Source organism: Saprospira grandis DSM 2844, assembly GCF_000275825.1.
GTDB lineage: Bacteria > Bacteroidota > Bacteroidia > Chitinophagales > Saprospiraceae > Saprospira > Saprospira grandis_A.
On sequence record NZ_JH719942.1, the window covers coordinates 2061960 to 2086925 of the forward strand.

Sequence of the window (24966 nt, forward strand, 5' to 3'; positions counted from 1 at the left end):
GTAGGGCCAGGGCCCAAATGACTAGTTTTGTACATCTTCCTCTTCCTCATCTTCAAAAAAGCCATAATCGGCTTCTAGGCGTTGGAGGCTATAAAGAAGGCTAGTCTTAAAGTAATTTTTGAGAAAGTAAGCTTGGTATCGTCCGAGGGGATCTTTGCTATTATGGGGGAGGTCGGCTTCTAGGCGCCAAGCGAGTTGGGTATAGTCGGGAATACTATTATCGAGGGCCATAATGCCTTGAATTTTGAGTGGGGAGCGGTCAATCTCCAGCTCAAAATTGATTTGTTGTTCATTGGCTTGGGTAATAATAAGTTTGGCGGAAATCTGTTTGCTTTTCCAGAACATCATAGCGCCGGGGCCTACTTCTGGGCCTTCAAAAGAGAAGGAGTAGCCTTGTTCTTTGGTCCAGGCGGACCAATCGGGCCAATTGGCTGGGGTTTGGAATAGGGCCAATAGTTCTTTGGGGCTAGCGGCGAGTTGGGCCACCTCTTCGATGCGCCAAGACTGGGGGAGCATAAAGGCAAAAACGGCAGCAACTAGGGCCAAGACGGCAATCAGTACAATGAAGGTAAATAGTATAGACATAGGGCAAAGGTGCATACATAAAAAAGGGCCGCAGTATTGCGGCCCCTAAAGTTACGTTATTTATGGCTTTGCGCCAATTCTTCTATAGGTGCAAAAGCTCGTTGAAGTATATCTTCTAGCTCTTGATTGTGTTGTTTTTTGTATCCCGTGGCTGGAGAAGCACTAGATTTTCGGGCAATGAGGCCCAAATCATAGTTGCGGTAGAAGGCCAAGAGATATTGCCAAGACCCCATATTTGAGGGTTCTTCTTGTACCCAGAAGAATTTGGCGTTGGCATATTTCTTAATCAATTCATTGACCTGTGCTTGCGGGAAGGGGTAGAGTTGTTCTAGGCGAACGATAGCGATATCGTCATGCCCTTCTTTCTCTTTCTTCTCTAATAGGTCGTAGTAAAGGCGGCCTGTACAGCAAAGTACTTTTTTGATTTTGCTGGCATCTTTTACACTAGCATCATCAAAGGTTTCTTGGAAACCACCAACGGTAAAGTCTTTAAAGTCAGAAATACAACTTGGGTGACGGAGCAAACTCTTAGGCGACATCACGATCAGTGGCTTGCGGAAGGGGCGGGCCAATTGTCTGCGGATGAGGTGGAAGAAGTTGGCGGGTGTAGTCACATTGGCTACAGTCATATTGTATTCTGCGCAGGCTTGCAAGAAGCGTTCTAGGCGAGCAGAAGAGTGCTCGGGGCCTTGGCCTTCATAGCCATGAGGGAGAAGCATGACCAAACCGCTCATGCGGGCCCATTTACTTTCAGAAGAAGTAATGAACTGGTCAATAATGGTTTGGGCACCATTGACAAAGTCGCCAAACTGTGCTTCCCAAACCACTAGGCTATCCGGAGAGGCCAAAGAATAGCCGTACTCAAAGCCCAAAACGGCAAACTCAGAAAGTAGAGAGTTAAAAATGCGGAATTCGGCTTGTTCATCTTCTTTTAGATGATTGAGGCGGTTATATTGCTCGTTGGTTTTTATATCATAGAGGACCGCATTGCGGTGCGAGAAGGTCCCACGCTTAACATCTTGTCCACTCATGCGTACAGGATGTCCCTCCAAAAGCAAAGAGCCATAAGCCAAATGCTCGGCCATAGACCAGTCGCATTGGCCTGCTTTGATATGGCCTTGGCTACGCTTAAGAATCCGCTTAAACTTAGAGAGCATATTAAAGTCCTTGGGAATCTCTTGTAGGTTATGGAGAATATAGGTCAATTGCTCTTCAGAAATAGCCGTATCGGGAGATTTTAGATAATCTTCCCAAGAGGTTTTCTTTTGCAATTGGCTCCAGGCTACTTCTGGGGCCTGAAGCGTATAGTCTACTTCTTTTTGTTCTACCCGATCAAAGCGCTCTTGCAAGAAGGTATTAAATTCTTTATCCATTTGCTCGGCCATTTCTTTTTCAATTGCCCCTTGTTCAATAAGGCGATCGAGGTAGATGGAGCGAGGGTCGCGATGATTTTTGATAAACTCATAGAGCTTGGGCTGTGTAAATTTGGGATCATCTCCCTCATTATGCCCATGTTTGCGGTAGCAAACCATATCAATAAAGACATCCGTATTAAATTTCTGGCGATATTCTGCAGCTAGGGTAGCGGCAAAAATAACGGCATCGGGATCATCTCCATTGACGTGGAAAACGGGGGCTTGCACCAAGGCGGCAGCTCCAGTACAATAGGTAGAAGAGCGAGCATCTTCAAAGTCGGTAGTAAATCCAACTTGGTTGTTAATGACAAAATGGATCGTTCCACCAGTATAATAACCTTCTAGTTGGCTCATTTGGACCACCTCATAGACCACTCCTTGTCCAGCAACGGCGGCATCTCCATGAATGAGAATAGGCAGAATCTTGTCAAAGTCAGAGGTATAAAGGACATCGGCCTGGGCGCGGGCATAACCTTGCACTACAGGACCTACAGCCTCTAGATGCGAGGGATTAGGCACCAATTTCATATGGACCTCTTTGCCAGAAGGGGTGGGATACTTAGAGGCATAACCTAGGTGATATTTCACATCGCCATCGCCAAAGGTTTCTTCGGGCATGACGTTTTGGAACTCACTAAAGATATGGTCATAGGTTTTGCCCATAATGTTTACCAAAACATTGAGGCGACCACGGTGGGCCATGCCAATAACCACTTCTTCTACGCCTTCTTCTGCGCCTTTACAGATGATGGCATCTAGAGCAGGAATTGTCGTTTCTCCACCCTCTAGACCAAAGCGTTTTTGGGCCACATATTTCTTGGCCAAAAAGTTTTCAAAGCCAATGGCCCCATTGAGCTTTTCCAAAATGCGGCGCTTTTGAGAAATGCTCAGGTCATAAGCCTTTTTAGGTTGGCTTTGCTCCATACGGTCGCGGAGCCACATACGTTTGTCACGGTGCTCAATATGGCTGTATTCTACGCCAATATTGCCACAATAAACTTCAATCAGTCGGTTGCGGATGTCCTTCAATTTGGCATTGGGCATTCCGATTTCGGCCCCAGCCATAAAACTTTGCTCCAAATCTTCCTCCTTGAGGTTGTAGTTGGCCAAGTCGACATTAGGGAAACGAAAACGTCTGGGCCGTACGGGGTTGGTTGTAGACAAGAGGTGCCCTCTCTGACGATAACCGTGAATCAGTCCCAATACAGCAAATTCTTTCTGAAGTTGGCTGGTAGACAGCCCGCCTTCAATGCTATCGGTAGGCCCTGCGGCCCCCTGCTCAATGGCAAAATCAAATCCTGCAAAAAATTGTTTCCAGCCCTCGGCCACCTCTTCAGGGTTCTCCTTATAGGTCTTGTACAAGTTGTCAATATAACCTGGATGGGCATTGGAAATAAAAGAGTAGCTCATTTTCAGCTGCTTTATGCGTTGTTGATAATCATTTAGGCCTTAAAACTAGGCCTAGTCAATATCTTGTAAATATAGAAAATCATTCTCCTATTAGTAAGGCCCTTTTTGCTTTTCTGTGCACAAAAACTATTCAGTTTCTAAGGGTTTAGCTAATAGCTAAATGAATATATAAAAATCTATTTATAGATGGAAGTCAGACAGGCTTTTATTTTGCTTCTTTTCTATATTATTTGTTTCTTTTTTTGGGGCTGTCCCGCCCTTTGGGCGGGTCGGGCTGTGTCGCAGCTCGCAGGTCTGCTCGGCCCTGCAGGCTTTTTCGCTTTGCTTCAAAAGCCTTTGGTCTGCCCCTTTGGGGCCCTGCTGTCCATCCCTCAGCCTGCGGGCGCTTTGCGCCCTGCTAAACGCAGAATTACTCCGTTACGGCTTGTTGGGCTTTGCTGCGCTCTTCGGCCAAAATGCGTTCTTCTCTAGGCGAGGGGCGGCCATCTAGACGGGCCCGAACGGCGGCTTGGCTATCATTCGGCTTGCGTTTGCCCAGCAGCAGCTGGTTGTTGCTTTTGGCGTTGCTTTGGCCCGAACGGCGGCTGAGGGCCTGATTGCTTTGTTGTAGTTGGCTAGAAGGCACTACCTTCAGCTGATCGCCTTCTTGTATGGGGGCGGTTTTATGTTGGGCAAAAATGGCCGAACTGCCCAAAAGGAAAAGGGCAATAAATAGGTATTTCATGATATTCTCGTTTTGGTCCAAAATAATAATAGCGGCGGGCAGGCGAGCGCAGCGAGCCGGCTGAGGGATAGAAAGTGGGGCGGCGCAGCCGCAGACCCAGCCAGCTTGCTGGCGCAGGGCCGAGCAGACCTGCGAGCCACGACATAGCCCGACCCAAGGCCGTCAGGCCGCAGGGGCAGCCCCAAAATACAAAAGAATTATTCTTTGGGCGTTGCCTGGTTTTTCAATTCGAGCAAAAGCAGCTCTTCTCGCTTAGAGGGGCGGCCATCCTCACTGCTGCGTTGCTCGACATCTTGCAGCTGCCGCAGAGGCGTCGGCGCCTTTATCGATTGATTAGTGCCCTGCTGATACATCTGCATGGTCGGGGCCGAACGCAAATTTTGTAGCTTGCTTTTGTCTAGCTGTACCGCCGAGCTCTTGATCTGCTGGCCTTTTTCAAAGGCTTCTTGCTTTTCAGACTTTTGGGCCCACAAACTCAGACTGAGCAACAAAAAAAATAGAGTAGATAGAATACGCATAAGACAAATTTTTAACTGATGAAGCCCGATTTTTGGCCCCTTTGGCCTATGAAAATTAGGCAGAATATAAAATTACAAAATTAAAGTTTAACATAGGCGCTAGGCCCTTTTTTTCTTTTTTGGCCCTCTTGCTGCAGCAAATATCCTCCCAATTTAGCCTTAAAATTAAGGCTTGTAAAGCCAATGTTAATTTGGTGGCTTGCTTAAAATGAAAGTGAAAATAAAATAATATTTTGTACTGATCAGGTAGGCTTCTTGTTTATATTTCTATTTGCTGCTTTTTGGCCTAAAATTTCTTGGCTCTTCTTTTTGGCCTAAGAATCTAAGGTCTATCTTTGGGCAAGCCATTGTAACTGCATGTTTTTTAGTGGGTTTTGGTCGGAAAAAGGGGGCTTGAGGTCGAGAGAACTTGCCTTAGCTTTGGGCTTGCCCTACCTTTGTGTTAGCAAAAGGGAAAAACAGCTCCCAAAAATAAACAGATACAAATATCTCCAACTCAAATTTTCACCCTTATGAATTTTCGTAATTTCTTTTTCGCTCTAGCTTTGTTTATCGGTTTTCAGTCCGTTTCTGCTCAGGCTAGTTGGGCGCTATACAGCAATGAGGATTTTGCTATTGAAGTGACTGCCATTGGGGAAGAGACGGCCAGTGGGGCCGAGGTAGTTTCTGCCTATCAAGAGGGCGTAGCTTTGACCAAATTATACAATAAATACGGCCTTGTCAATGCACAGGGCGTAGAAATTATTGCTCCTCGCTATGAGGAAATCCGCCCCTTTGAAAATGGCTATGCGGCTATTCGCAAGGGCAACAAATGGAGCTTTATCAATAAGCAGGGCCGTAAGATTAGCAGTTTCCGCTTTGATTGGGTGGGCCGTTTTGAGCAGGCTGCTGCTGCGGTTCAGATCAATGGAAAATGGGGCTTTATCAATGAGCAGGGCGCTTTGATTGTGCCTGCAGAGTTTGAGGCGGTCCGCAGTTTTGGCCAAAATGGCTTGGCTATGGTCAAAAAAGATGGCCAATGGTACAATTTGAACCAAAAAGGCGAATTGACGACTTTGCCCAGCAATTTGGAGCAGGGCCTACAAGCTAGCCGCTAAGTAAAGAACATAAGAACAAGCATAAGTATATTTAGGATTTGTAATGAAAAAGCCCGCAGCCAAAAGCTGCGGGCTTTCTATTTATACGCCATCGCCACGCAATTTCCTAAAGCGTTTTCGGGCTTCTACGGTGAAGTAGCTGCCCATATGCTCCATGAGGATTTGCTCGTAGAGGGGCATGGCTTTCTCTGGTTGATTAAGTCGCTCTTCATAAATTTGGGCCATTTGAAAGAGAGCGTTATCTACCAAAATGCCCTCGGGGTAGTTGGCCACAATTTGCTCTAGTTCTCTTAGGGCTTTGCTATAATCCAGTTTTTGCAAAAAGACCTTGGCCTTAGCAAAATGGATGTCGTCTTCTAGTCCGTGCCCTTTATAAAGCAATTTGATGCTATCCATCTGCGAAAAGGCTTCTTCAAAGCGATGCTGAAAGATTTTTAGCTCGGCTTGGGCAAAAAGACGCATGCTGTTGGCCGTTGTATCTAAATTGTAGTGCTCCATAATAAAGACCGAAACATCTATGGCATCGTTGGAGATGAGCTCAGAGCTGGCCCCTTTTAGGATTTCGAGCTGGTCTTGGGCCCACTCAAAGTCGCCTTTATAATAAGAGAGTTTTGCATTTTTATAACGGGCCATTTCGCCCAAGGGGCTATCTTTTTGGTCCTTATCTACTTGGCTATAAAGCAGGCTGGCCTCCCAAACTTCCTGGTTCATCAAGAAGTAATCGCCCAACTGGATTTTGGCCTCGGCCAAGCGCTGCCGGTCCAAGCGAGGCATTTCTACGGCAGCTTTCAAAATCTGAATGGCTTGCCCCAAATCATTGAGGTAGAGGGCCTCTAGTTCGGCTAGCTGTTTCATGATGCCATAGGTGCCCGCATTTTGCCCAAATTCCTTCAAAAAGGCTTTATACTCGCCCTCCAAAGTTCTTAGTTGCTCTTCGGTATAGGCAAAGCCCTTGCTGAGCTGCTTGCGCTTGGTATACAGAATTTGCTCTTTGGCATTGATGTAATAAATAGAGCTTTTGCCTTTTTCTTCCACAATGTAGGCAAAGGCATCTAAGGCGGCCTGATATTGCTCTTCATTTAGGGCCATTTGGGCTAGCTTATAGACTCTAGAACCATTTTCCTGCAAACGAAGGTCTAGCGCCCGAGCTTGTAGCAATGCACTCTCAAAGTCTTCTTCTTGCACATAAACCCAAACGAGCATTTCAGGATAAAGGCTGTTGTTTGCATCTTTTTGGCTTCTCCGAAAAAGCTCTGTTTTTAGTACCTCATAACTGCCAGTCATCTCGGGCAAATACCGCTGCAAAAAGGCCTGTATATTGGTCAAGCGACCCGGCACGGCCTCAATGGCATCCAAATAGGCCTTGACCATTTCCTCGGGATTGCCCGCCAAACGATGGGCATTTCCGCGCTGATAGGCAAAAACCCCTGGCTGCCCCAATAGCTTTTCTCCCTTTTCATAGGTCGCCACCATCTCGGCATGCCGGTCTTGCCGCTGAAAAGCATTGGCCAAACGCGTAATCTGAATTTGGTTGCCCGTTAGCTCCTTAATGGCCCGCTTGTACTCTTTTTCGGCTTTCTCCATTTCTTGCTGCCGAGCATAAAGCCGCCCATAATCTACCCGTCGTTCTAGTTTTTCTGGACTCGCCTTGATGGCCCGCCGAATTACTTTTTCTGCCGTTTTATAGTTTTCCAACTCAAATAAAGCACTCAAATAACGCTCATAGTAGTAGTCGTGGCTGCGGTCTTTGTTGTGCAGTTCCTCAAAGCAGGCAGCGGCTTTTTCAAATTCGCCATTGCGGTAATATTGTAGGCAAAGTCTGGCTTTTTGGGCATTGTTAAAGCTTTGCCCAAAAGTAGGAGAGATGGCCGAAATAAAAAGGGCCAAAAAGAGATACTTATACATAGTCGTTCAAGATTCATAATGAGTTGGGGCTGCCCCGCCCTTTGGGCGGGTCGGGCTGTGTCGCAGCTCGCTGTTCGCTCGGCCCTTCGGCGCTTTCAGCGCCTTGGTCTGCCGCCTTCGGCGGCCCTGCTTTCCATCCCTCAGCCAAGCGGCTGCGCCGCTTTCTGGACCCAGAATAGGCCCTTTGTCTAATGTAAGCCTTTTGCCGCAAAAATTGTTCTGAATGCTTCGCTTATAGCGGCCCTTTAGTTTTTTATTAAGGGCCGCGGCCCCCGCTTTTTACTAGAACTGCCAAAAAAGGCCTAGTTTCGTTCTATTCTTTCATGCTGAACAGGAGTTCATAAAACAAAAGAAATGACCTTAGAAGAACGTAAAGAACAATCGACCACCAGAATATTTAAGGCTATTTTTCCCAATACCACCAATCATTATAATACGCTTTTTGGTGGGGCGGCTTTACAACTGATGGATGAAGTGGCTTTTATCTGTGCTACTCGCTTTTGCCGCAAAAGAGTGGTGACCATCTGCTCGGATCGAGTCAATTTTAATCATCCTATTCCAGCGGGCACTTTAGCCGAGTTTGTGGCCAAGGTGAGCAAGGTGGGGCGTACCAGCCTAGATATTGACGTCCGGATTTACCTAGAAGAAATGTATGAAGACAACCGCGAGCTAGCCATTAACGGTTGCTTTAGTTTTGTGGCCATAGATGAGGACCGCAACCCTATACCCGTTTTAGATTAAGCGCTAGGAAGCAGTATTATTTTGCCTTAAGGCCAGGCCTCATTTTGGCCTAGCGATGCGGCGGGGTGGCCGCAGGCCAGACCCAGCAGGCGAAGCCTGCGCAGGGCCGAGCAGACCTGCGAGCCCCAAAGCGTAGCGCAGCAAGCGCAGCGCAGCTGAGGCCCCAAAAAACAAAACTTATGATTTCCCCTAAACTAATTATTGGTACTGTTTTATTTCTCTTGCCTCAATGGATTTGGGGGCAGGGATTGCTGCGGGTGTTTTTTCCGCAGGCCAGTTTTGAGACCTATATGCAAACGCCTTTTCGGGTCAAATTGACCAAGGCCAGCAATAACGGCATGCATAATCCCAACCCTAAAGACGGCAGTAACTGGACCAGCTGTCGGGCAGGGCAGGGGCAGTTGGTGGGCACATTTAGAGATATTAGCGCCTGTGCGGCTAGCTTGCATCTGGGCCGGCCCGTGAGCAAAGAAGAACTGGCTAATTTTAGTTATGGGCAGGCGGCTGATGTATTAGAAGAGCTTTGGGAAGCTATTTGGGCCCCAACTATTCCGCATCAGGCAACGGCCAACATTTGTATGCATGTGAAGGTGCATTACGGCAATATGCGGCCCATAGAGCGCGCTTTGAATAGCTTGGGGGCCAATTGTAAGGTAGATGGCGTTTGGCGAAAGTGGGAGCTGCGCTGGCTGCAACACCTGAGCTACGCCAATTCGGGGGCTACTTATATGGCCATTCGGGCCGAGCTTTCTAAGAGTAAGAATTTCAGACGGCATGTCCGCCGTTATTTTAAGCCCATAGAGGGCCCAAAAACAGAGGAGGAGCAGCTATTGGCCTGGGGGAAAAAATGTTTGTTCTTTTATATGGACCATTTTTGTCGGCCAGCAAGCAAGAAAAACCCGCCTCGGCCTTGGAGCAGCTACCCCTAAACAAAAAATGACCCCAGCCAACATAAAGCTGACTGAGGTCGGAAGCGTAGCCCATAGGGGAGTCGAACCCCTCTTTCCAGGATGAAAACCTGGCGTCCTAACCGATAGACGAATGGGCCATAATGGCGTTCAAAAAAGAACTAAAAAAGTAGCCCATAGGGGAGTCGAACCCCTCTTTCCAGGATGAAAACCTGGCGTCCTAACCGATAGACGAATGGGCCATAACTTTCGTTGTAGCGGATGCAAATATAACAAGCTATTTGAGAACTCACAACTTTTTCTAAATATTTTTCAAATATTCTTCTAAACGTTCTTGGCTGTGCAGTTGCATTTTTTGCCGAAGGCCGTATCTATTGCGCAGGGCTGACTCTGGAGAGATGTCTAGAATATCCATAATTTCTTTTTGGTCTAGGCCCATGTAAATCAGGGTACAATAGATCAATTCTTCTTTTGTAATGTTGGGGTGGGTACTTTCTAGTTTGTTGATAAACTCTTGATGCAGCAGTTGGATTCTGTTTTGGAGTTCGGTCCAATTGCCTTCTACTTTGAGTTTATGTTTAATTTTTTGTTGGAGTTGGAGCAGGGGCCCATGGCTTTCTAGTTGTTCTAGCTCATCTAAAATTTCTTTGAGCAATCGTTTTTGCTGGGCAATTTGGATCAGGCTAGCGGAGAGTTCTTGTAGCTTAAAGCGGGAGCGTTCTTCTTCGGCTTGTATAAGGGCCTTATAATATTGGTCTCGGCTGAGGATAGAGCGGCAGCGGGCGAGTAATTCTATGGGGTCTGCGGGTTTGCGCAGAAAGTCGGCGGCACCAGCATCTAGGGCCTCTCGCAAAGATTCGGGGCTAGTCATAATGCCGGTATACATAATAACGGGAATATTTTGCTGTTGGGGGTGGGCTTTGAGTTTTTGCAAAAAGCTAATGCCATTGGTGCCGGGCATTTCCCAATCGAGCAGGATGAGGTCAATGGCGTAGCGTTCTAGTAGTTTGTCGGCAATAGCTGCAGAAGGAGCGGCTAAAATCTTATAGGTTTCTTCTTGCTGCATGAGCTGTTCTACAGCAAGCAGACGATTTTGGGGGTTATCATCTACAATCAGAAGACTATATTGGTACTCAGAGGGCATAAAGAGGAGTAGTTAGTTGTTCATAAAGGGGCTGGTCGCTATTGTAAATAGCTTGTTGTAAGAGCTTGCACCACTGTTGTAGGGGCAAGTCATTTTTTGGGGTTTCTTGTAGCTGTTCTACTATTTTGCGCAAAGCGGAGGCCTCATAAACGCTCAGGCTATGGAGCTCGCTTAGGTAAGGCGCAAGGCAGTTTTTCAACTCAAGCAGATGCTCTTGCATAAAGCTTTGGGCATCTGTGGCCGGAGAGGGGGCAATGGCTGTTTGCTTATGGGGGTGCATGCTTTGGGGAACGGGCACCTGGGCTTGTTCGCCAACTGGCAGGCTAATGCGGAAAATACTGCCTTTTTGCTCTTGGCTCTCAATGCTAATTTGCCCTTGCATACATTCCGTAAACTGCTTGGCTAAGATGAGCCCCAAACCCGAAACGCTTTTGCTTTTGGTCTGTAGCTTTTGGGTCTGAAAGAGCTTATGAATGGCTTCTTTGCTCATGCCTTCGCCTTCATCTTCTACCTCAATATACAATAGATTTTCCTCCTCCCAACTACGAATATAGATATTTCCCCCTTCCGAGGAAAACTTAATGGCATTGGTTAGTAGGTTGCGCAAAACGGTGCGCAGCATGTAGGGGTCGGCTTTGGCATAGGCCGATACATAGTCCTGGTAAATGTTTAGGTTTTTAAGTAAACGCATGCTACTGAGCAAACGCAAGCTCTCTTCTACAATGGGCCGAATGTCAATGTCTTGGCTGTCGGCCTCTAGTTTGCCCGTTTGCCCTTGTATCCAACCCAATAGGTTTTCAAAAATCCAGTAGGCCTGCTGAGAAGATTCATCCAAAATCTGAAAAGAAGTTTTTAGCTCTTGCCAACGGTTGTTTTGTATGTAGGTTTGCATAAGCTTAGAAAAACCAGTCAAGCTATTAAATGGCCCCCGCAGATCATGGGCAATGACCGAAAACAAGAGGTCTTTGGTCTCGTTCAGCTCTCTTAGCTCTTCCGCATTTTCACTAATAATTTGTTGCTTGCGCGCAATGGTGCGGTTTTGCTCACTCAAGCTAATGTTTTTCTGACTCACTTCTCGGCTCTTCTTATTGAGCAAAACAACAAATACTGCCAACAGAACTAGCAAACAAGCAATAACCGATAAAATCCACCACTGTATGCGCTGCTCTTTTTGCTCCTGAGCCAAGGCCTGCTCTTGCTGGGCTAGCTTTTCTCGGCTGTTGTAGTTTCGCCACTCGGCATGAAAACGCAACATGCTCTCCGAGGCCCCCGGCGTCTGCCGCTTGACCAAATCATAGAGCTGTTCATAAGCCGCCGCCATGGCCGCATAGTTTTCTTCTTCTCGATATAAGGAGATTAAGGCTTTCCAAAGCAGCTCTTTTTCATCAAAAAAGGAAAGGGCTTGGCTTTTCTTTAAGGCGGCTTTCCAAAGTTTTTCAGCCTCTTTTTTATCGCCTTTTTCTCTAAAAAGTAGCCCTAGACTGTAATAGGATTTTAAGAAGTAGGGACTCAATTGAGGGTGGGGCTCTGCCAAGGCTATAGAACGTAAAAAATGATGCTCGGCACTGTCCATCTGCCGCTGCAAATGAAAGGCTTCTCCCAAAATGTAGTGCTGGGCAATGGGCAAAAATTCTAGGTCGTAACGCCCTGCCAACTGCCCGCCTGAACGATGCGCCATAGAGCTTTTTGCCAATCGCTCGGCTTGCTCCCCCTTTTTCTGAACCAAGGCCAAACGCCCCAAATAAAAATAAGAATGAGCCAGTAAAAAGGAGTCCTGAAATTGCTCTCTAGACCTCAATGCTTTCCGAAAATATTGCTCGGCTTCAGAATAACCCCCCTTCTGCTCAGCCAATAAAGCTAAGTTGTTATAAGCAGTTTCTAGCCCCCTTGCCCCCGCTTCCTCGCTAGGCTTAAAAATTTTAATGGCCCCCTCATAATAGGACCGGGCTTCTTCATATTTCTTTAGGTCGTAGTATAAATTACCTATGTCTATTAACGCAAAACCCGAAGACTGCTCCTCTCCCACATTTTTCATCAAAATGTAGCTGTTGGTAAATAGTTCTGCCGCCCGATAGGTATAGCCCCAATGCCGATAACTATGCCCCATGTTGTTGTAAATCCGCGCCAAAGCAAGACTGTCTTTCTGGCTTTTCGCCTTGCTCTCCGCAAACTTCAAAATATCCATGGCCTTCCGCCGGTCTTTCCGATATAAGGCCTCGGCCTGCCCCAAATAGAGCTCCAACTCTTGCTCCCAAACTAAACTGTCTTGCCCCAGCAAAACAGAAGCCCACAAACAACAGTACAAGATGTATCTTAACCTTCTCATGTTTTTTTATTTTTTGGGGCCTCCTGCCTGCGGCAGGCGCTACGCTTTAGGGCTCGCAGGTCTGCTCGGCCCTTCGCTTTTTTCGCTGCGCTCAAAAAACTTGGTCTGGCCTTCGGCCACCCTGTCGCATCGCTAGGCCAACTAAGGCCTAGCCGCTTTCTCTGCTCTTGAGCTCATTTTATAGCTAGCTAAAATACATTTTTCTATGCGATTATCTCTATTCTTGCTCTTTTTCCCACTCTTCCTTTTGGCCCAAAAAGGAGCTTACGCCCCCTACGGAGGCGTATTTACCCCCAAAGGCCAACTCAAAGCACTTTTGGTCCCCGTCTACTTTAATAACCAGCCCCAAACTAATCCCAATTTTAAAAATCAAGAGCATTATTTGGCCCAATGGGATAGCCAAAATCCCAATATGCTGCCCAATCCTATTAATCCAAAAACAGGCCGCTGCCCCAGCTTTATGGCCAATGATCGTAGCGATTTTTTGCCCGAAAATTTAAGCAAGATGGGCTTCAATGCCTCTTCTCTCTTTTTTCTCCAATCTCAAGGGCAGTTCCAATTTACAGTAGAGGTTTTTAAGGATAGTAGCGGCCAAGCCGCCGCAGTAGGCATCGACCCCAGCGGCGGCCGCAGCTGGTCCGATATGAACCGCAAAGCCCTTTTTGCCATGATGGCCGCCAACCCTCATTTGCCCCTTAGCCATTTGGACCAAAGAACAAATTACCCCAATTTCCAGTTCGATAACCAAAATACCCGCCCCGATAGCCTAGTCGATTATGTCATTTTTGTCTACCGCTATTCCCCAAATTGGAGCCAACAACCCGCCCCCGGCATGAACCGCTGGCTGGGTTCTGGCGGCGGTTTTGCCAGCCCCGGCAGCATTGGCCTCGAAAGCTACCAAGGCTATAGCATCCAACAAGGATTTACCATGATGTGGGGCTCCAATGTGTTTGTCCACGAATTGGCCCATAGCCTCTTTAATGCCCCCCACTTTTTTGGGGCCAACCAAACCGTAGGCGATTATTTTAGACGGCCCGCTATTGGCTGGGGCGCTACGAGTACGATCCCCATTTTTCAGCTTTTTAATGCCTGGGAAGCTTGGTATATGGGCTATTTGCCCAATTTGCGCAGCCTAGAGCTCACTTTTGGCCAAAAAGAGGTTTTGGCCCTAGACGATTTTTGTACCGAACAGGAGGCGCTCCGCATTCGGCTGCCGCAGGGCCAAGGCCAATGGCTCTGGCTAGAGCTGCACCAAAAACTACATCCCTTTGATGAACACGCTTGGGCCGGGCAGCAGCTGGGCCAATTGCAACTGAGCGGAACCCCCGCTGGACTCTACGCTTATGTAGATGATACGGGCATTGATAGCCTGCAACAAATTGTTCGGGCACTTTCGCCCGCCTGCAATGCGCTCTATCCCATTAACGCAGCTGGAAATTACGATTATACTTATATCCAAGAAGAACCTAAACGCAATGCTTGGGGAAATCCGCTTTACCGTTTTCAGCGCCTAAGGCCCAATGCAGTTAGTGGAACCAATCCCTTTTTCTTTTTTAGAGCAGATTTGAATCAAGATGGTCGAATTGCCTACAACCGAAATTATAATGGTGCCCGAAATGAGGGCATGCCCATTATTTATGAACAAAATGATACGGGCGGATATAGCGAACTCTACCAAAGTTTTGGCATGCAGGCGGTAGCCCCTCTGCCTCAAGGCTACCGAACTCAAGCCTTTGGTCCAGGTGATCAACTTTGGGCGGGGGGAAACCCCGCTTTGGTCCATTACCCAAAATATGATTTTAGAAAGGATCTTCAGGCGCCTTACCGCTTACAGGATCTACATATTAAGGTTGTGGCTACAGAAAATCAGCGCTACATTTTAGAAATTGAGCGCAAAGCCATTGAATTAAAAGAGGGCCAAGATTGGGCAGGAGAAATTATTTTGCCCAATTGCAGTGAAGATGAGCGAGTAGACCTCATTTTGGCCAAAAAACAAGTTTTGCAATTGCGACCTTCAGGCACCGCCAATCGGAGCCGACAACAAGTAAATGGCCGCTTTGTGGGGCCTACCATTTTGACCTTAGCGCAGGGAAGCAGCTGTTATTTGGCCAAAAAGTCTAGACTCTATATTGCTAAAGGTGGCCAACTGAAACTAGAAAAGGGCGCCAAAATTATTTTGGGCCCCAAAGCTAAAATTATTATCGAAAAAGGGGGAGAGCTAATCGCAGAAGAGGGACAAATAGAATTGGGCCGCAGGGCTAAAATTATCAAAAAGTAGAGCTGGCCCAAGCTTTTGCTGGCCAGAAGAAAGCGCCGCCTTAGGGTTGTATAGATAGATCATGGCGCAGCCAAACGGCCCTCTCGCTGGCTGAACAGCCAGCGAATCGGCTGAGGGGCTGTAGCAGGGCCGCCGCAGGCGGCAGACCCAGCGGGCGCAGCCCGCGCAGGGCCGAGCAGACCTGCGAGCTGCGCAATGGCCCGACCCGCCCGCAGGGCGGGGCAGCCCCAAAAAGAAATAGTAAAAGTGTTTTTAAATGCACTTATGTTTATTTTTCTGCTTGAAATGGTTAGGTTTTTGCTATTTAGTGTATTATAGTGCACAATTAAATGCGAGAAAATGGAGTGGATACATTTGGCCAAGCAGATTAAATCGAGGCGAAAGCAGCTTAAATTGACGCAGGAAGAGTTAGCGGAAATAGCTGGTGTAAGTTTAAGGGCTTTGAAGCAACTGGAATTGGGGAAGGCGAATCCAACGCTCAGGACCTTGTTTTTACTGGGGGATACAATGGGGTTGAGATTGAACTTTGAAATTAGAACAATAGATAGTGATGCGAAAAGCGACAGTTTTATTTAAGGGGGAAGAGGCGGCTGATATTTGGCAGGAAAAAGATGGCAGTTTTGGTTTTCGTTATCGGGATGCTTGGTTTGCGGATCCTTTGCGGCCCAGTATAATTTTTAGGATGCCGAAAAGTCAGCAGGAATATCGGTCAGAGCACCTTTTTGCTTATTTCTTTAGCATTTTGCCAGAGGGAGGCTTTCGAAAACGTCTTTGTCGGGATTTAAAAATTGATGAAGAAGATGATTTTGGGCTCTTATTGCGTTTGGCGGTAGAAGATGCTACTGGGGCGATTACTTTAAAAGATGTAGAGGATGTTTAGACGTTGTTTGTGTTGTTTAGGGCCTTTAAAAGCACGAGATGTAGATTATGATAAAAGGTGTTTAGATGTATTATTTGATGGACAACCTTTAGTTAATCGAATTAACTTAGCTAGGTCAGCGCCAAGTACAGCTAAACTTTTATCTATTTCTGGCGTACAGGAAAAAAAGGCTATCGTGTTGGATGGAGGGATTTTGCGTTTAGCACAAAAAGGAGAGCTTAGTCATTTTTTTGCTAAGCCTATAGGGCTTTCTGAGCATAAAAAAATGACTTTAATGCCAGCTAATGAGCATTTAAGTATGCAATTAGCTTGGCAAGTTTTTGGGATAGAAGTAGCTACTAATGCCTTAATAAGAGTAGGGGAGGGGGATTTTGCGTATTTATGTAAGCGCTATGACCTGATTGGGGAACAACGTCTCAAGCAGGAAGATTTTGCGGCTTTATTGGGCAAAACATCAGCTACAGATGGGACTTCTTACAAGTATAAAGGAAGTTATTTAGAGCTATTTGAAGTGCTAAGAGAAGTTCCTACCTATAAAATAGAGTCTAGGAAGTTATTTGAGCTTATCGTATTTAATTATTTGATTTCCAATGGAGATGCGCACTTGAAGAATTTTGCCCTACTAGAAAGACAAACAGGAGACTACGGATTGAGTCCTGCTTTTGATTTGTTAAATACGCGTCTACATATAGAAGATAAAACCTTTGCTTTAGATGGCTTATTACCTGCGGAATTAAGCAAAGGGAAAGTCAAGGCTCAATTTTACAAATTGGCAGATTTAGCTGCCCTTCCCATAAGTTGGGTCAATCGTTGTTTTAAAAGATTTTTATCGGAAGGGGTAAATCAAAGGGTAGAAGCGCTAGTAAATAGCTCTTTTTTAGATGAAAAGACTAAAAGGCAGTATATACAACTTTTCCAAAGCAGAAGAAATAAATTATTGCGTTAGCTTAGAAATACTATTCCCCCAAAGCCTGATAACAAAGCTCATGAATTCTAGTCCGAATATCTAAGCGGATAAGCTGCATATTTTCGCTATCGGGATAAGTTCTGTTGGATAAAAATATATAAATCAGCTCATTATCGGGGTCGGCCCAAGCGCCAATGCCCGTAAAGCCCAGATGCCCAAAAGTATTTGGCGATGCTTGTTTGGCTACATTAATAGAGGCCTTGGGATCGGTAATCTCTTTGCGATCAAAGCCCAAGCCTCGGCGAGAGCGAGCACTATATTGCTTAGTAAATAGGGCAATTGTGCTCTCTTTGAGGTATTGACGGCCCTTATAGCTGCCTCCATTGAGCCAAAGCTGATAAATGGCGGCCAGCTCTTGGCCCTGAGAAAATAGTCCCGCATGTCCAGAAACCCCAGCCAGCATAGCCGCACCCATATCGTGCACATCGCCCTGGACCTTTTGGTAGCGGTAGTATTTATCTTCTTCGCTGGGAATAATCTGGCTTTTACTAATTTTTCGATTTAAGGGATTAAAGCCCGTATATTCTAGGCCCATAGGCGCATAAAAATGCTCTTGAACATATTCATCTAGGCCCTGTCCACTGACTTCTTCTACCAAACGAGCAAATAAATAGAAGCCCAAATCGCTGTATTTATAGTTGGTCCGCCCCCGAAGGTTTTGCTCAATAATACGGTTCCACAAATAGGGCTTTACCTTATCTTTATGGAAATATAGCCCCTCGGCAATCCGAACTTGATAAGGACCTTGCGGCTTTTTGCGATAGAGGCTATCCATCGGGCGCTTATTCTCATCCAAGGTTTTAGCATAAAAGGGAATCCAAGGCTTGAGCCCCGCCTGATGCGCCAAAACGGCCCGAATTTTCAAATTGGCTTTGTTGCTGCCCTTGAGCTCTGGAATATACTGGCCCAATGGAGCATCCAAATCAATTAAGCCCCGCTCATAAAGGTGCATGAGGGTCATGGTGGTAGCCGCTACTTTGGTTACAGAGGCCAAGTCATAAACATCATCTAAGCGCTGTGGACGTCTTTTGGCGTAGGTATGATGACCGTAGGCTTTATGAAAAACAATTTTTCCCGATTTGGCCACCAAGATTTGGCAACCTGGAGTGGCCTTTTTGCGAATCGCTTCTGCGGCAATTTTATCAATCTGATTTAGAATATCGCTGCGCATGCCCATAGATTCAGGGCTCTCGGCATGGGGCATACGAAAAACCTGCGTTTTTACCCCTAAGCCTGCTCTTAAGTTTTTGCTGGCCGAAACGGGCAGTTGGCCCATAAAGGATTGTGCGCCAACCATAGCTCTTGCGGCCTGAATTTGAGCCGAACGATCGTTCACATAAGCACAAGAAAGGTAGGGAACTTCTTCAAAGTAACCCAAGCTATAAGGGCTGCCAAAGGCAATAAGGACTACCTTGGTCTTTTGACTTAGCTTTTTGACAAAGCGCTCAACAGAACTCGATACCCCAAAACGATCTTTTTGCTTCCGACGAAGACGATCAAGGGCTATAAATACGACCTCCTGCTGCCCCAATTGCTGCAATAAACGCCGCTCTTGAGCTACAGAAATGCTTGTGCCCGCATAAAAATGCTGCTGAATGCCATAGCGCTGCAGTTCTAACTGAAAGCTATTTTTACGGCCAGAACCAATACAAAGACTCGCTATTTTTCGACCCTTGATTTGACGAAGCGGGAGCAGACTGTCGGGATTGGCGACTAGGGTCAAACTCTGCCCCAAGATCTTTTTATATAAGTCTTGAGCCGCCTGATTATTGATGTTTTTAACCACATTTTTGGTCGATACGGGCTTGTAATTTGCCAGTCCCGCTCTATATTTGGCCCTTAAAATCTTGCGAATGCGCTGCTCTAAATCCTCCCAGCTCAAATCGCCTTTTTTCAAGGCGGCCAAAATCATTTTTTTAGATTGTGCCACTCTTTGAGACATTAATAGAATGTCGTTTCCCGCTTTTAGGGCTTCTACATCGGCTTGGCCAGGCCCATAATGCTTGGCCACTCCCTGCATATTCATGGCGTCGGTAATCACAAGGCCCTTAAAATTGAGCTCTTCTTTGAGCAGCTTTTGGATGGTGGCATAGGATAGGGTGGTGGGCCGCTTATCTCTAGGGTCTAGGGCCGGAATATTTAGGTGGGCCACCATAATAGAGCCCAAACCTTGGGGAATCAACTGCCGAAAAGGATAGAGCTCTAGGCTGTCTAACCGACTTCTAGGGTGTTTGATTTTCGGCAAATCGTAATGAGAATCAACATCTGTATCGCCATGTCCCGGAAAATGCTTGGCGCAGGCCATCAGCCCGTTGTCTTGCATGCCTCGCATATATTGGTAGGCTTTTTCGGTCACATTGCGTTTTTGCTCGCCAAAAGAGCGGTCGCCAATCACGGGATTTGCGGCATTGTTGTTAATATCAACCACTGGCGCAAAATTGATATGAATGCCAATATGCTGGGCTTGTCGGGCCACTTCTTTGCCAAAATCATAAATCAGGCGATTGTCGGGCAGGGCCCCAAAAAGTAATTGTCGGGGGTAATTAATGATCGAGTCGAGCCGCATAGCCAAGCCCCATTCGCCATCGATAGCGACCAAGAGCGGCACTTTAGGCGCCCAGGCTTGGTATTGATTACAAAGGCTAGCGGCTCGAGTGGGTGGGCCTTTAAAGAGCACAACTCCGCCCAAATGCTCCTTTTGGATGAGTCGTTTCATGCGGATTTCGTCATTTTTGCCCTGCAAAGGGTAGGCGGCCACCATAAAAAGTTGGCCAAGTCGCTCTTGGGGGCTCATGCTTTCCCACTTTTGGTTAATCCAAGTTTCTTCTTGGGCCAAAATGCGAGTTTCTAACGCTTGAAGTTGTTTTTGTTGGGGAAAAAGCTGGGGCCCAAGCTCTGGAGAATCGGGGGGCAGGCTCGATTGGCACATCAAAAAGCTAAAAAACAGGATGGGCATAAAGGCCAGATAGCCAAGACGAAAGCGCATAAGTTGGATGATTTAAGGCGATGAATATTTTTTGGGGCCTCCGCTGCGCTACGCTTGCTGCGCTACGTTTCGGGGCTCGCAGGTCTGCTCGGCCCTTCAGCGCTGCGCGCTTCGGTCTGGCCTTCGGCCACCCCTCCACATCGCTAGGCCGATAGCCGCTTGGCTTTGGCCGCAGTAGGGGAGGGGAGGATATTGCGTTTAGCGCAAAATAAGGCAGTGTAAGGAGTTTTGGAGAGCAGAGCAAAGAAAAACTTTGCTTTGGACGCAAAAAGGGCCAAAGAAGGGCCTTTAGAGCAAAAAAAAAGGAGGAGCGGCCTAGCTGCCCGCAAGGGGGGCCTTGGGCCAGACCCAAGCGGCGGCTTTGCCGCCGCTGCAGGGCCGAGCAGACCTGCGAGCCCTGAAGGGGAGCGGCGGGCGCAGCCCGCAGGCCCCTAAACCAACTGATAATCAGGGAGAAAGCTTTTTTTGAAAAAAGCCCCCTAAAAAGTTTAAAAAACTACATAAAAGTTTAGAAATCATTTTAATAAAACTAGAATTAGTGTTACCTTTGCAAACGCTTAGGCAAACCCTTAGTCCATCTAAGGGCAGTTATTTATTGTCTCTGTTTATCTGTAAAAATAATTATTAGATGCCAACTATTAATCAATTAGTACGCAACGGAAGGAAGCTTATCGTCAAGAAGAGCAAGGCCAGAGCGTTGGACGCATGTCCTCAGAAACGCGGTGTCTGTACTCGTGTATACACGACTACACCCAAGAAGCCTAACTCAGCTTTGCGTAAAGTAGCCAAGGTACGTTTGACCAATGGTATCGAGGTAATTGCTTACATTCCCGGTGAGGGTCACAACTTGCAGGAGCACTCAATCGTATTGGTACGTGGTGGTCGTGTGAAGGACCTTCCTGGTGTACGTTATACAATTGTACGTGGTGCTTTGGATACTGCGGGTGTAAACGATCGTAAGCAAGCTCGTTCACGTTATGGTACCAAGCGTCCTAAGGCTGCGAAGAAGAAATAATTCGCGCTTAGACGAAGATCCTTTTTGTTGAGGTAAACCCTAGAAAAGCTGGGGTTGAAGAGTGGACCGGCCCATAGGGGGCAGTTACTTTTCGAAGTTCACGCAACGACATTAAAATTTAAGACATGAGAAAACGTAAACCGAAGGTGCGGCAAATCGAGCCCGATCCGCGCTATGGAGACAACACGATCACAAGATTCGTGAATATGATGATGTTGGATGGCAAGAAGAGCACGGCATTCCGTGTATTCTATGATGCCATGGACATTGTAGGCGAGCGCTCTGAGGGTGAAGAAACTGCTCAGGAGGTATTTCATAAAGCGCTTAAGAATGTAATGCCTCAGGTAGAGGTGCGTTCTCGCCGTATTGGAGGGGCTACCTTCCAAATTCCCACAGAAATTCGTCCGGGTCGCCGGATGTCTATTGCCATGAAGTGGATGATCAAGTACGCCCGTGCGCGTTCTGGTAAAGGGATGGCAAACAAACTCTCTCAAGAAATTTTAGCTGCAGCTAAAGGTGAAGGCCAGGCTGTGAAGAAGAAAGAAGATACGCACCGCATGGCTGAATCTAACCGTGCATTTGCTCACTTCGCACGCTAATTCAACTCTATATATTTTATTTTAACCTTTTTCAAAAGCCACCAAAGTCATGGCAAAGAAAGACCTAGTATTCACTAGAAACATTGGTATTGCTGCACACATTGATGCCGGTAAGACCACTACCACTGAGCGGGTATTGTTCTACACTGGTTTGACTCACAAGATTGGTGAGGTTCACGATGGTGGAGCTACCATGGACTGGATGGAGCAAGAGCAGGAGCGTGGTATCACGATTACTTCTGCAGCGACGACCACCAGTTGGAATTGGAAAGACAAGTCTTACCACGTAAACATTATCGACACACCTGGTCACGTAGACTTTACGGTAGAGGTGTCTCGTTCTTTGCGTGTATTGGACGGGCTCGTGTTCCTTTTCTGTGCTTCTAGTGGGGTACAGCCTCAGTCTGAAACTAACTGGCGTCTAGCCGATGGTTTTAAAGTTCCTCGTATTGCATTTGTAAACAAAATGGACCGCACAGGTGCCGATTTCTTCGGTACTGTTCAACAGATGCGCGACATGTTGGGGGCCAATGCTGTTCCTCTTCAGGTGCCAATCGGTTCTGAAGATGATTTCAAAGGGGTAGTAGACCTAATTACTGGTCAAGCTATCGTTTGGAATGAGCACGATATGGGTATGACTTATGAGGTTGTAGATATGCCTACTGACTTGGAGGATACTGTAGCCGAGGCTCGTGAGCAATTGCTAGAAGCTGTTGCTGATTATGATGAGTCTTTGTTGGAGAAATTCTTTGAGGATCCTGAGTCTATCTCAGCTGAAGAAATCCGTTCAGCAATTCGCTCTGCTGTATGTGATATGAGCATTATTCCTGTAATGTGTGGTTCTGCCTTTAAGAACAAAGGGGTACAAGCGGTACTAGATGCAGTATGTGCATTTTTGCCTTCTCCTTTGGATGTAGAGGAAGTAAAAGGAACTAACCCTGATACAGAAGAAGAGGAGCCCCGCCCCGCTTCTTATGACGCTCCTTTTTCTGCTTTGGCCTTTAAGATTGCCACAGACCCTTATGTAGGTCGCTTGGCTTTCTTCCGCGCCTATTCTGGTGTACTCGAAGCAGGTTCTTACATTCTCAATACTCGTTCTGGCAAGAAGGAGCGTATCTCTCGCCTCTACCAAATGCACTCTAATCAACAGAATGCAATTCCTGAGGTAGGTGCTGGTGATATTGCTGCTGCTGTAGGATTTAAGGACATCAAAACTGGTGATACCCTTTGTTCTGTAGACAATCCGATCGTTTTGGAAAGTATGACTTTCCCCGAGCCCGTAATTGGCTTGGCAATCGAGCCTAAAACTCAGAAAGATGTAGAGAAGTTGGGTATGGCTTTGGCCAAACTCATGGAGGAAGATCCTACTTTCCGCGCTACATATAATGAGGAAACTGCTCAAACCGTAATTAGCGGTATGGGTGAGTTGCACTTGGAAATCATCGTGGACCGCCTCAAGCGCGAGTTCAAAGTAGAGGTGAACCAAGGTGCTCCTCAAGTAAACTATAAAGAGGCCCTAACTACTACTGTTTCTCACCGCGAACGCTTGAAAAAGCAGTCTGGTGGTTCTGGTCTATTTGCCGATATGGAGTTTGAACTCGGCCCCGCAGATGAGGAGTTCCTCGAAAGCGAAGAGTTCAAGTCTGGTAAGGCACGCTTGCAATTTAAGTGGGCTATCGTAGGGGGATCTATCGATAAGGCTTATGTCAACCCCATCACTAAAGGCTTTGAGTCTATGATGGATAATGGCGTATTGGCTGGATACGGTATGGACTCTATGAAGGTTCGCGTTTATGATGGATCTATGCACAACGTTGACTCTAAGCCTATCGCTTTTGAGCTTTGTGCTAAGGAGGGTTTTAGAGCAGCAGCTCGCAAAACTAAGCCTGTTATCATGGAGCCTATCATGAAATTGGAAGTAATTACTCCTGAAGAGTATACCGGTACCGTAATTGGTGACCTCAACCGTCGTCGTGGCCTCCTAAAAGGTCAGGAAGCTCGCGGTGCGGCCATCGTTGTAAAAGCCGATGTACCTCTATCAGAAATGTTTGGTTATATCACTGAACTACGTACCCTAACTTCTGGTCGTGCTTCTTCTACCATGGAGTTCTCTCACTATGCTCAGGCTCCTGAGGGAATCGCCAAGAAGGTAATCGAAGACGCCAAGGGTGTCGCTGGTTAGTCATAAATTATAAAAGCCGTCGCTTTCCATTTACTGGAAGGTGGCTGGCTTTTTTTTGTTTTTTTGGGGCCTCCGCTGCGGCTTCGCCTTGCGGCGCTACGTTTCGCAGCTCGCTGTTCGCTCGGCCCTCGCTATGCTCGGTCTGGCGCTTCGCGCCACTGCTGCACATCGCTAGGCCAAAACAGCTGGACCCAAATCAACAGCTATTAGAAATCTTATTTATCTATTTTTTTAAATCATGTAAGAGGCATGAATCAAAAAATCAGAATCAAGTTACGTTCCTACGATCACAATCTCGTGGACAAGTCTACTGCTAAGATTGTACAAACTGTTCGTAACACCGGCGCAGTTGTAACCGGTCCGATTCCGCTGCCCACCGAGAAGAAGGTATTCACTGTTTTGCGTTCACCGCATGTGAATAAAAAATCACGGGAGCAATTCCAACTGCGTACTCACAAACGCTTGATCGAAATCTATAGCTCTACTGCCAAAACAGTAAGCGCCCTAGAGAAGCTGGAGCTTCCTTCAGGGATAGATATCCAAGTGAAATTGATGTAAGCAGAATTTGTTAATCTATAATTCCAAAAAGTTAAAGAACCGTGGAAGGATTAATTGGAAAAAAAATTGGAATGACCAGTATCTACACTGAAGGCGGCGCAAACGTTGCTTGTACTGTAGTAGAGCTGGGGCCCTGCACCATTACTCAGGTGAAGACGCAGGAAACAGATGGTTACGATGCTCTGCAGCTAGGCTTCGGCGAGCGCAGATCAAAAAATGTTAGCCAACCTTTGAAAGGTCACTTTGAAAGCCAAAAAGCTCATAAAGAAGAGGGCGTTAAGGCGGCAAGTGCTGTAAAACAAAACAAGCGTGGACAAGAGGTAACAGTTTACCCTCGTCACTTGGTAGAATTTAGAGAATTTTACACAGAAAAAGCGCTTGGCGAAACCCTAACTGCCGAGGAGGTATTTGCTGAAGGCGATACAGTACAGGTGGTAGGTACTTCAAAAGGAAAAGGATTTCAGGGTGTTGTAAAACGCCACGGATTTGCTGGTGTGGGTATGCGTACGCACGGTCAGCATAACCGCGGACGTGCACCCGGAGCGATTGGAGCTTGTTCTTACCCTGCAAAGGTATTCAAAGGTATGCGTATGGCTGGCCGTATGGGTGGCAAGCGTGTAACTGTGAAGAAGCTCAGCGTAATGAAAATGTTTCCTGAGAAAAATATTTTGCTAATCAAAGGAGCTATTCCTGGTCACAAGGGCTCTATTGTAATCGTGAAGAAGTAA

General features: G+C 46.7%; 20 protein-coding genes and 2 tRNA genes. 12 read left to right on the plus strand and 10 right to left on the minus strand.

Features of this window, described 5'->3' with window-relative positions; all coding sequences use genetic code 11:
- Positions 1 to 21: 21 nt before the first annotated feature.
- The 4 genes from SAPGRDRAFT_RS09380 to SAPGRDRAFT_RS09395 form a co-directional block, all read right to left on the minus strand.
- Positions 22 to 585, minus strand: coding sequence for a hypothetical protein (locus SAPGRDRAFT_RS09380; RefSeq protein ID WP_002658973.1), 564 nt, complete (start codon positions 583 to 585; stop codon positions 22 to 24).
- Positions 586 to 641: 56 nt separating this feature from the next.
- Positions 642 to 3410, minus strand: a complete 2769-nt coding sequence (locus SAPGRDRAFT_RS09385; RefSeq protein WP_002658974.1) for a 2-oxoglutarate dehydrogenase E1 component — start codon at positions 3408 to 3410, stop codon at positions 642 to 644.
- A 409-nt stretch (positions 3411 to 3819) separates the two neighbouring features.
- A complete protein-coding gene (locus SAPGRDRAFT_RS22920) occupies positions 3820 to 4134 on the minus strand; it encodes a hypothetical protein (RefSeq protein ID WP_002658979.1) in 315 nt (104 codons plus the stop codon).
- Positions 4135 to 4331: 197 nt separating this feature from the next.
- A complete protein-coding gene (locus SAPGRDRAFT_RS09395; RefSeq protein ID WP_002658981.1) occupies positions 4332 to 4652 on the minus strand; it encodes a hypothetical protein in 321 nt (106 codons plus the stop codon).
- Positions 4653 to 5164: 512 nt separating this feature from the next.
- On the opposite strand from SAPGRDRAFT_RS09395, the gene SAPGRDRAFT_RS09400 reads away from it, so the two are divergent.
- Entirely contained in the window at positions 5165 to 5749 is a 585-nt protein-coding gene (locus SAPGRDRAFT_RS09400; protein ID WP_002658982.1) for a WG repeat-containing protein, read from the plus strand.
- A gap of 81 nt (positions 5750 to 5830) precedes the next feature.
- On the opposite strand, the gene SAPGRDRAFT_RS09405 is transcribed toward SAPGRDRAFT_RS09400, so the two are convergent.
- Positions 5831 to 7654, minus strand: coding sequence for a tetratricopeptide repeat protein (locus SAPGRDRAFT_RS09405; protein ID WP_002658983.1), 1824 nt, complete (start codon positions 7652 to 7654; stop codon positions 5831 to 5833).
- 354 nt (positions 7655 to 8008) lie between these two features.
- Here SAPGRDRAFT_RS09405 and SAPGRDRAFT_RS09410 point away from each other — a divergent pair, with 354 nt between their 5' ends.
- Both SAPGRDRAFT_RS09410 and SAPGRDRAFT_RS09415 read left to right on the plus strand, forming a co-directional pair.
- Positions 8009 to 8395: an acyl-CoA thioesterase gene (locus SAPGRDRAFT_RS09410; protein WP_002658985.1), complete on the plus strand. Its 387-nt coding sequence runs from the start codon at positions 8009 to 8011 to the stop codon at positions 8393 to 8395.
- A gap of 179 nt (positions 8396 to 8574) precedes the next feature.
- Positions 8575 to 9324: a hypothetical protein gene (locus tag SAPGRDRAFT_RS09415; RefSeq protein WP_002658987.1), complete on the plus strand. Its 750-nt coding sequence runs from the start codon at positions 8575 to 8577 to the stop codon at positions 9322 to 9324.
- 47 nt (positions 9325 to 9371) lie between these two features.
- Here SAPGRDRAFT_RS09415 and SAPGRDRAFT_RS09420 read toward each other — a convergent pair.
- From SAPGRDRAFT_RS09420 to SAPGRDRAFT_RS09435, 4 genes are all read right to left on the minus strand, one after another.
- Positions 9372 to 9443 (minus strand) — tRNA-Glu (locus SAPGRDRAFT_RS09420).
- Positions 9444 to 9473: 30 nt separating this feature from the next.
- A tRNA-Glu gene (locus tag SAPGRDRAFT_RS09425) sits at positions 9474 to 9545 on the minus strand.
- A gap of 59 nt (positions 9546 to 9604) precedes the next feature.
- The gene (locus tag SAPGRDRAFT_RS09430) at positions 9605 to 10447 is read right to left on the minus strand and encodes a DNA-binding response regulator (protein ID WP_002658989.1); all 843 of its coding nucleotides are present in this window, start codon (positions 10445 to 10447) and stop codon (positions 9605 to 9607) included.
- Positions 10437 to 12773, minus strand: coding sequence for an ATP-binding protein (locus SAPGRDRAFT_RS09435; protein ID WP_002658991.1), 2337 nt, complete (start codon positions 12771 to 12773; stop codon positions 10437 to 10439). Before SAPGRDRAFT_RS09435 ends, SAPGRDRAFT_RS09430 begins: the two co-directional genes overlap by 11 nt.
- 205 nt (positions 12774 to 12978) lie before the next feature.
- Here SAPGRDRAFT_RS09435 and SAPGRDRAFT_RS09440 point away from each other — a divergent pair, with 205 nt between their 5' ends.
- The 4 genes from SAPGRDRAFT_RS09440 (at position 12979) to SAPGRDRAFT_RS09460 (ending at position 16877) form a co-directional block, all read left to right on the plus strand.
- Entirely contained in the window at positions 12979 to 15051 is a 2073-nt protein-coding gene (locus tag SAPGRDRAFT_RS09440) for a hypothetical protein (RefSeq protein WP_002658992.1), read from the plus strand.
- A gap of 339 nt (positions 15052 to 15390) precedes the next feature.
- Entirely contained in the window at positions 15391 to 15627 is a 237-nt protein-coding gene (locus SAPGRDRAFT_RS09450; protein WP_002658994.1) for a helix-turn-helix domain-containing protein, read from the plus strand.
- Positions 15602 to 15931, plus strand: coding sequence for a HipA N-terminal domain-containing protein (locus tag SAPGRDRAFT_RS09455; RefSeq protein ID WP_002658996.1), 330 nt, complete (start codon positions 15602 to 15604; stop codon positions 15929 to 15931). Before SAPGRDRAFT_RS09450 ends, SAPGRDRAFT_RS09455 begins: the two co-directional genes overlap by 26 nt.
- Positions 15924 to 16877 (plus strand): HipA domain-containing protein, encoded by a 954-nt coding sequence (locus SAPGRDRAFT_RS09460; RefSeq protein ID WP_002658997.1) that lies wholly within the window; start codon positions 15924 to 15926, stop codon positions 16875 to 16877. Before SAPGRDRAFT_RS09455 ends, SAPGRDRAFT_RS09460 begins: the two co-directional genes overlap by 8 nt.
- Positions 16878 to 16887: 10 nt before the next feature.
- On the opposite strand, the gene SAPGRDRAFT_RS09465 is transcribed toward SAPGRDRAFT_RS09460, so the two are convergent.
- On the minus strand, positions 16888 to 19884 hold the full coding sequence (locus SAPGRDRAFT_RS09465; RefSeq protein WP_002658999.1) for a glycoside hydrolase family 3 N-terminal domain-containing protein: 2997 nt from the start codon (positions 19882 to 19884) through the stop codon (positions 16888 to 16890).
- A 628-nt stretch (positions 19885 to 20512) separates the two neighbouring features.
- Between SAPGRDRAFT_RS09465 and rpsL the strand changes: the two genes are divergently transcribed.
- The 5 genes from rpsL to rplC all read left to right on the plus strand — a co-directional run bounded on the left by rpsL (position 20513) and on the right by rplC (position 24966).
- Entirely contained in the window at positions 20513 to 20899 is a 387-nt protein-coding gene (rpsL, locus tag SAPGRDRAFT_RS09475; RefSeq protein WP_002659001.1) for a 30S ribosomal protein S12, read from the plus strand.
- A gap of 125 nt (positions 20900 to 21024) precedes the next feature.
- The gene (rpsG, locus tag SAPGRDRAFT_RS09480; protein ID WP_002659004.1) at positions 21025 to 21498 is read left to right on the plus strand and encodes a 30S ribosomal protein S7; all 474 of its coding nucleotides are present in this window, start codon (positions 21025 to 21027) and stop codon (positions 21496 to 21498) included.
- Between the two features lie 49 nt (positions 21499 to 21547).
- Positions 21548 to 23680: an elongation factor G gene (gene fusA / locus SAPGRDRAFT_RS09485; protein WP_002659005.1), complete on the plus strand. Its 2133-nt coding sequence runs from the start codon at positions 21548 to 21550 to the stop codon at positions 23678 to 23680.
- Positions 23681 to 23929: 249 nt separating this feature from the next.
- Positions 23930 to 24238: a 30S ribosomal protein S10 gene (gene rpsJ, locus SAPGRDRAFT_RS09490; protein ID WP_002659007.1), complete on the plus strand. Its 309-nt coding sequence runs from the start codon at positions 23930 to 23932 to the stop codon at positions 24236 to 24238.
- 41 nt (positions 24239 to 24279) lie between these two features.
- Complete coding sequence (gene rplC, locus SAPGRDRAFT_RS09495; RefSeq protein ID WP_002659009.1) at positions 24280 to 24966, plus strand: 50S ribosomal protein L3; 687 nt, start codon at positions 24280 to 24282, stop codon at positions 24964 to 24966.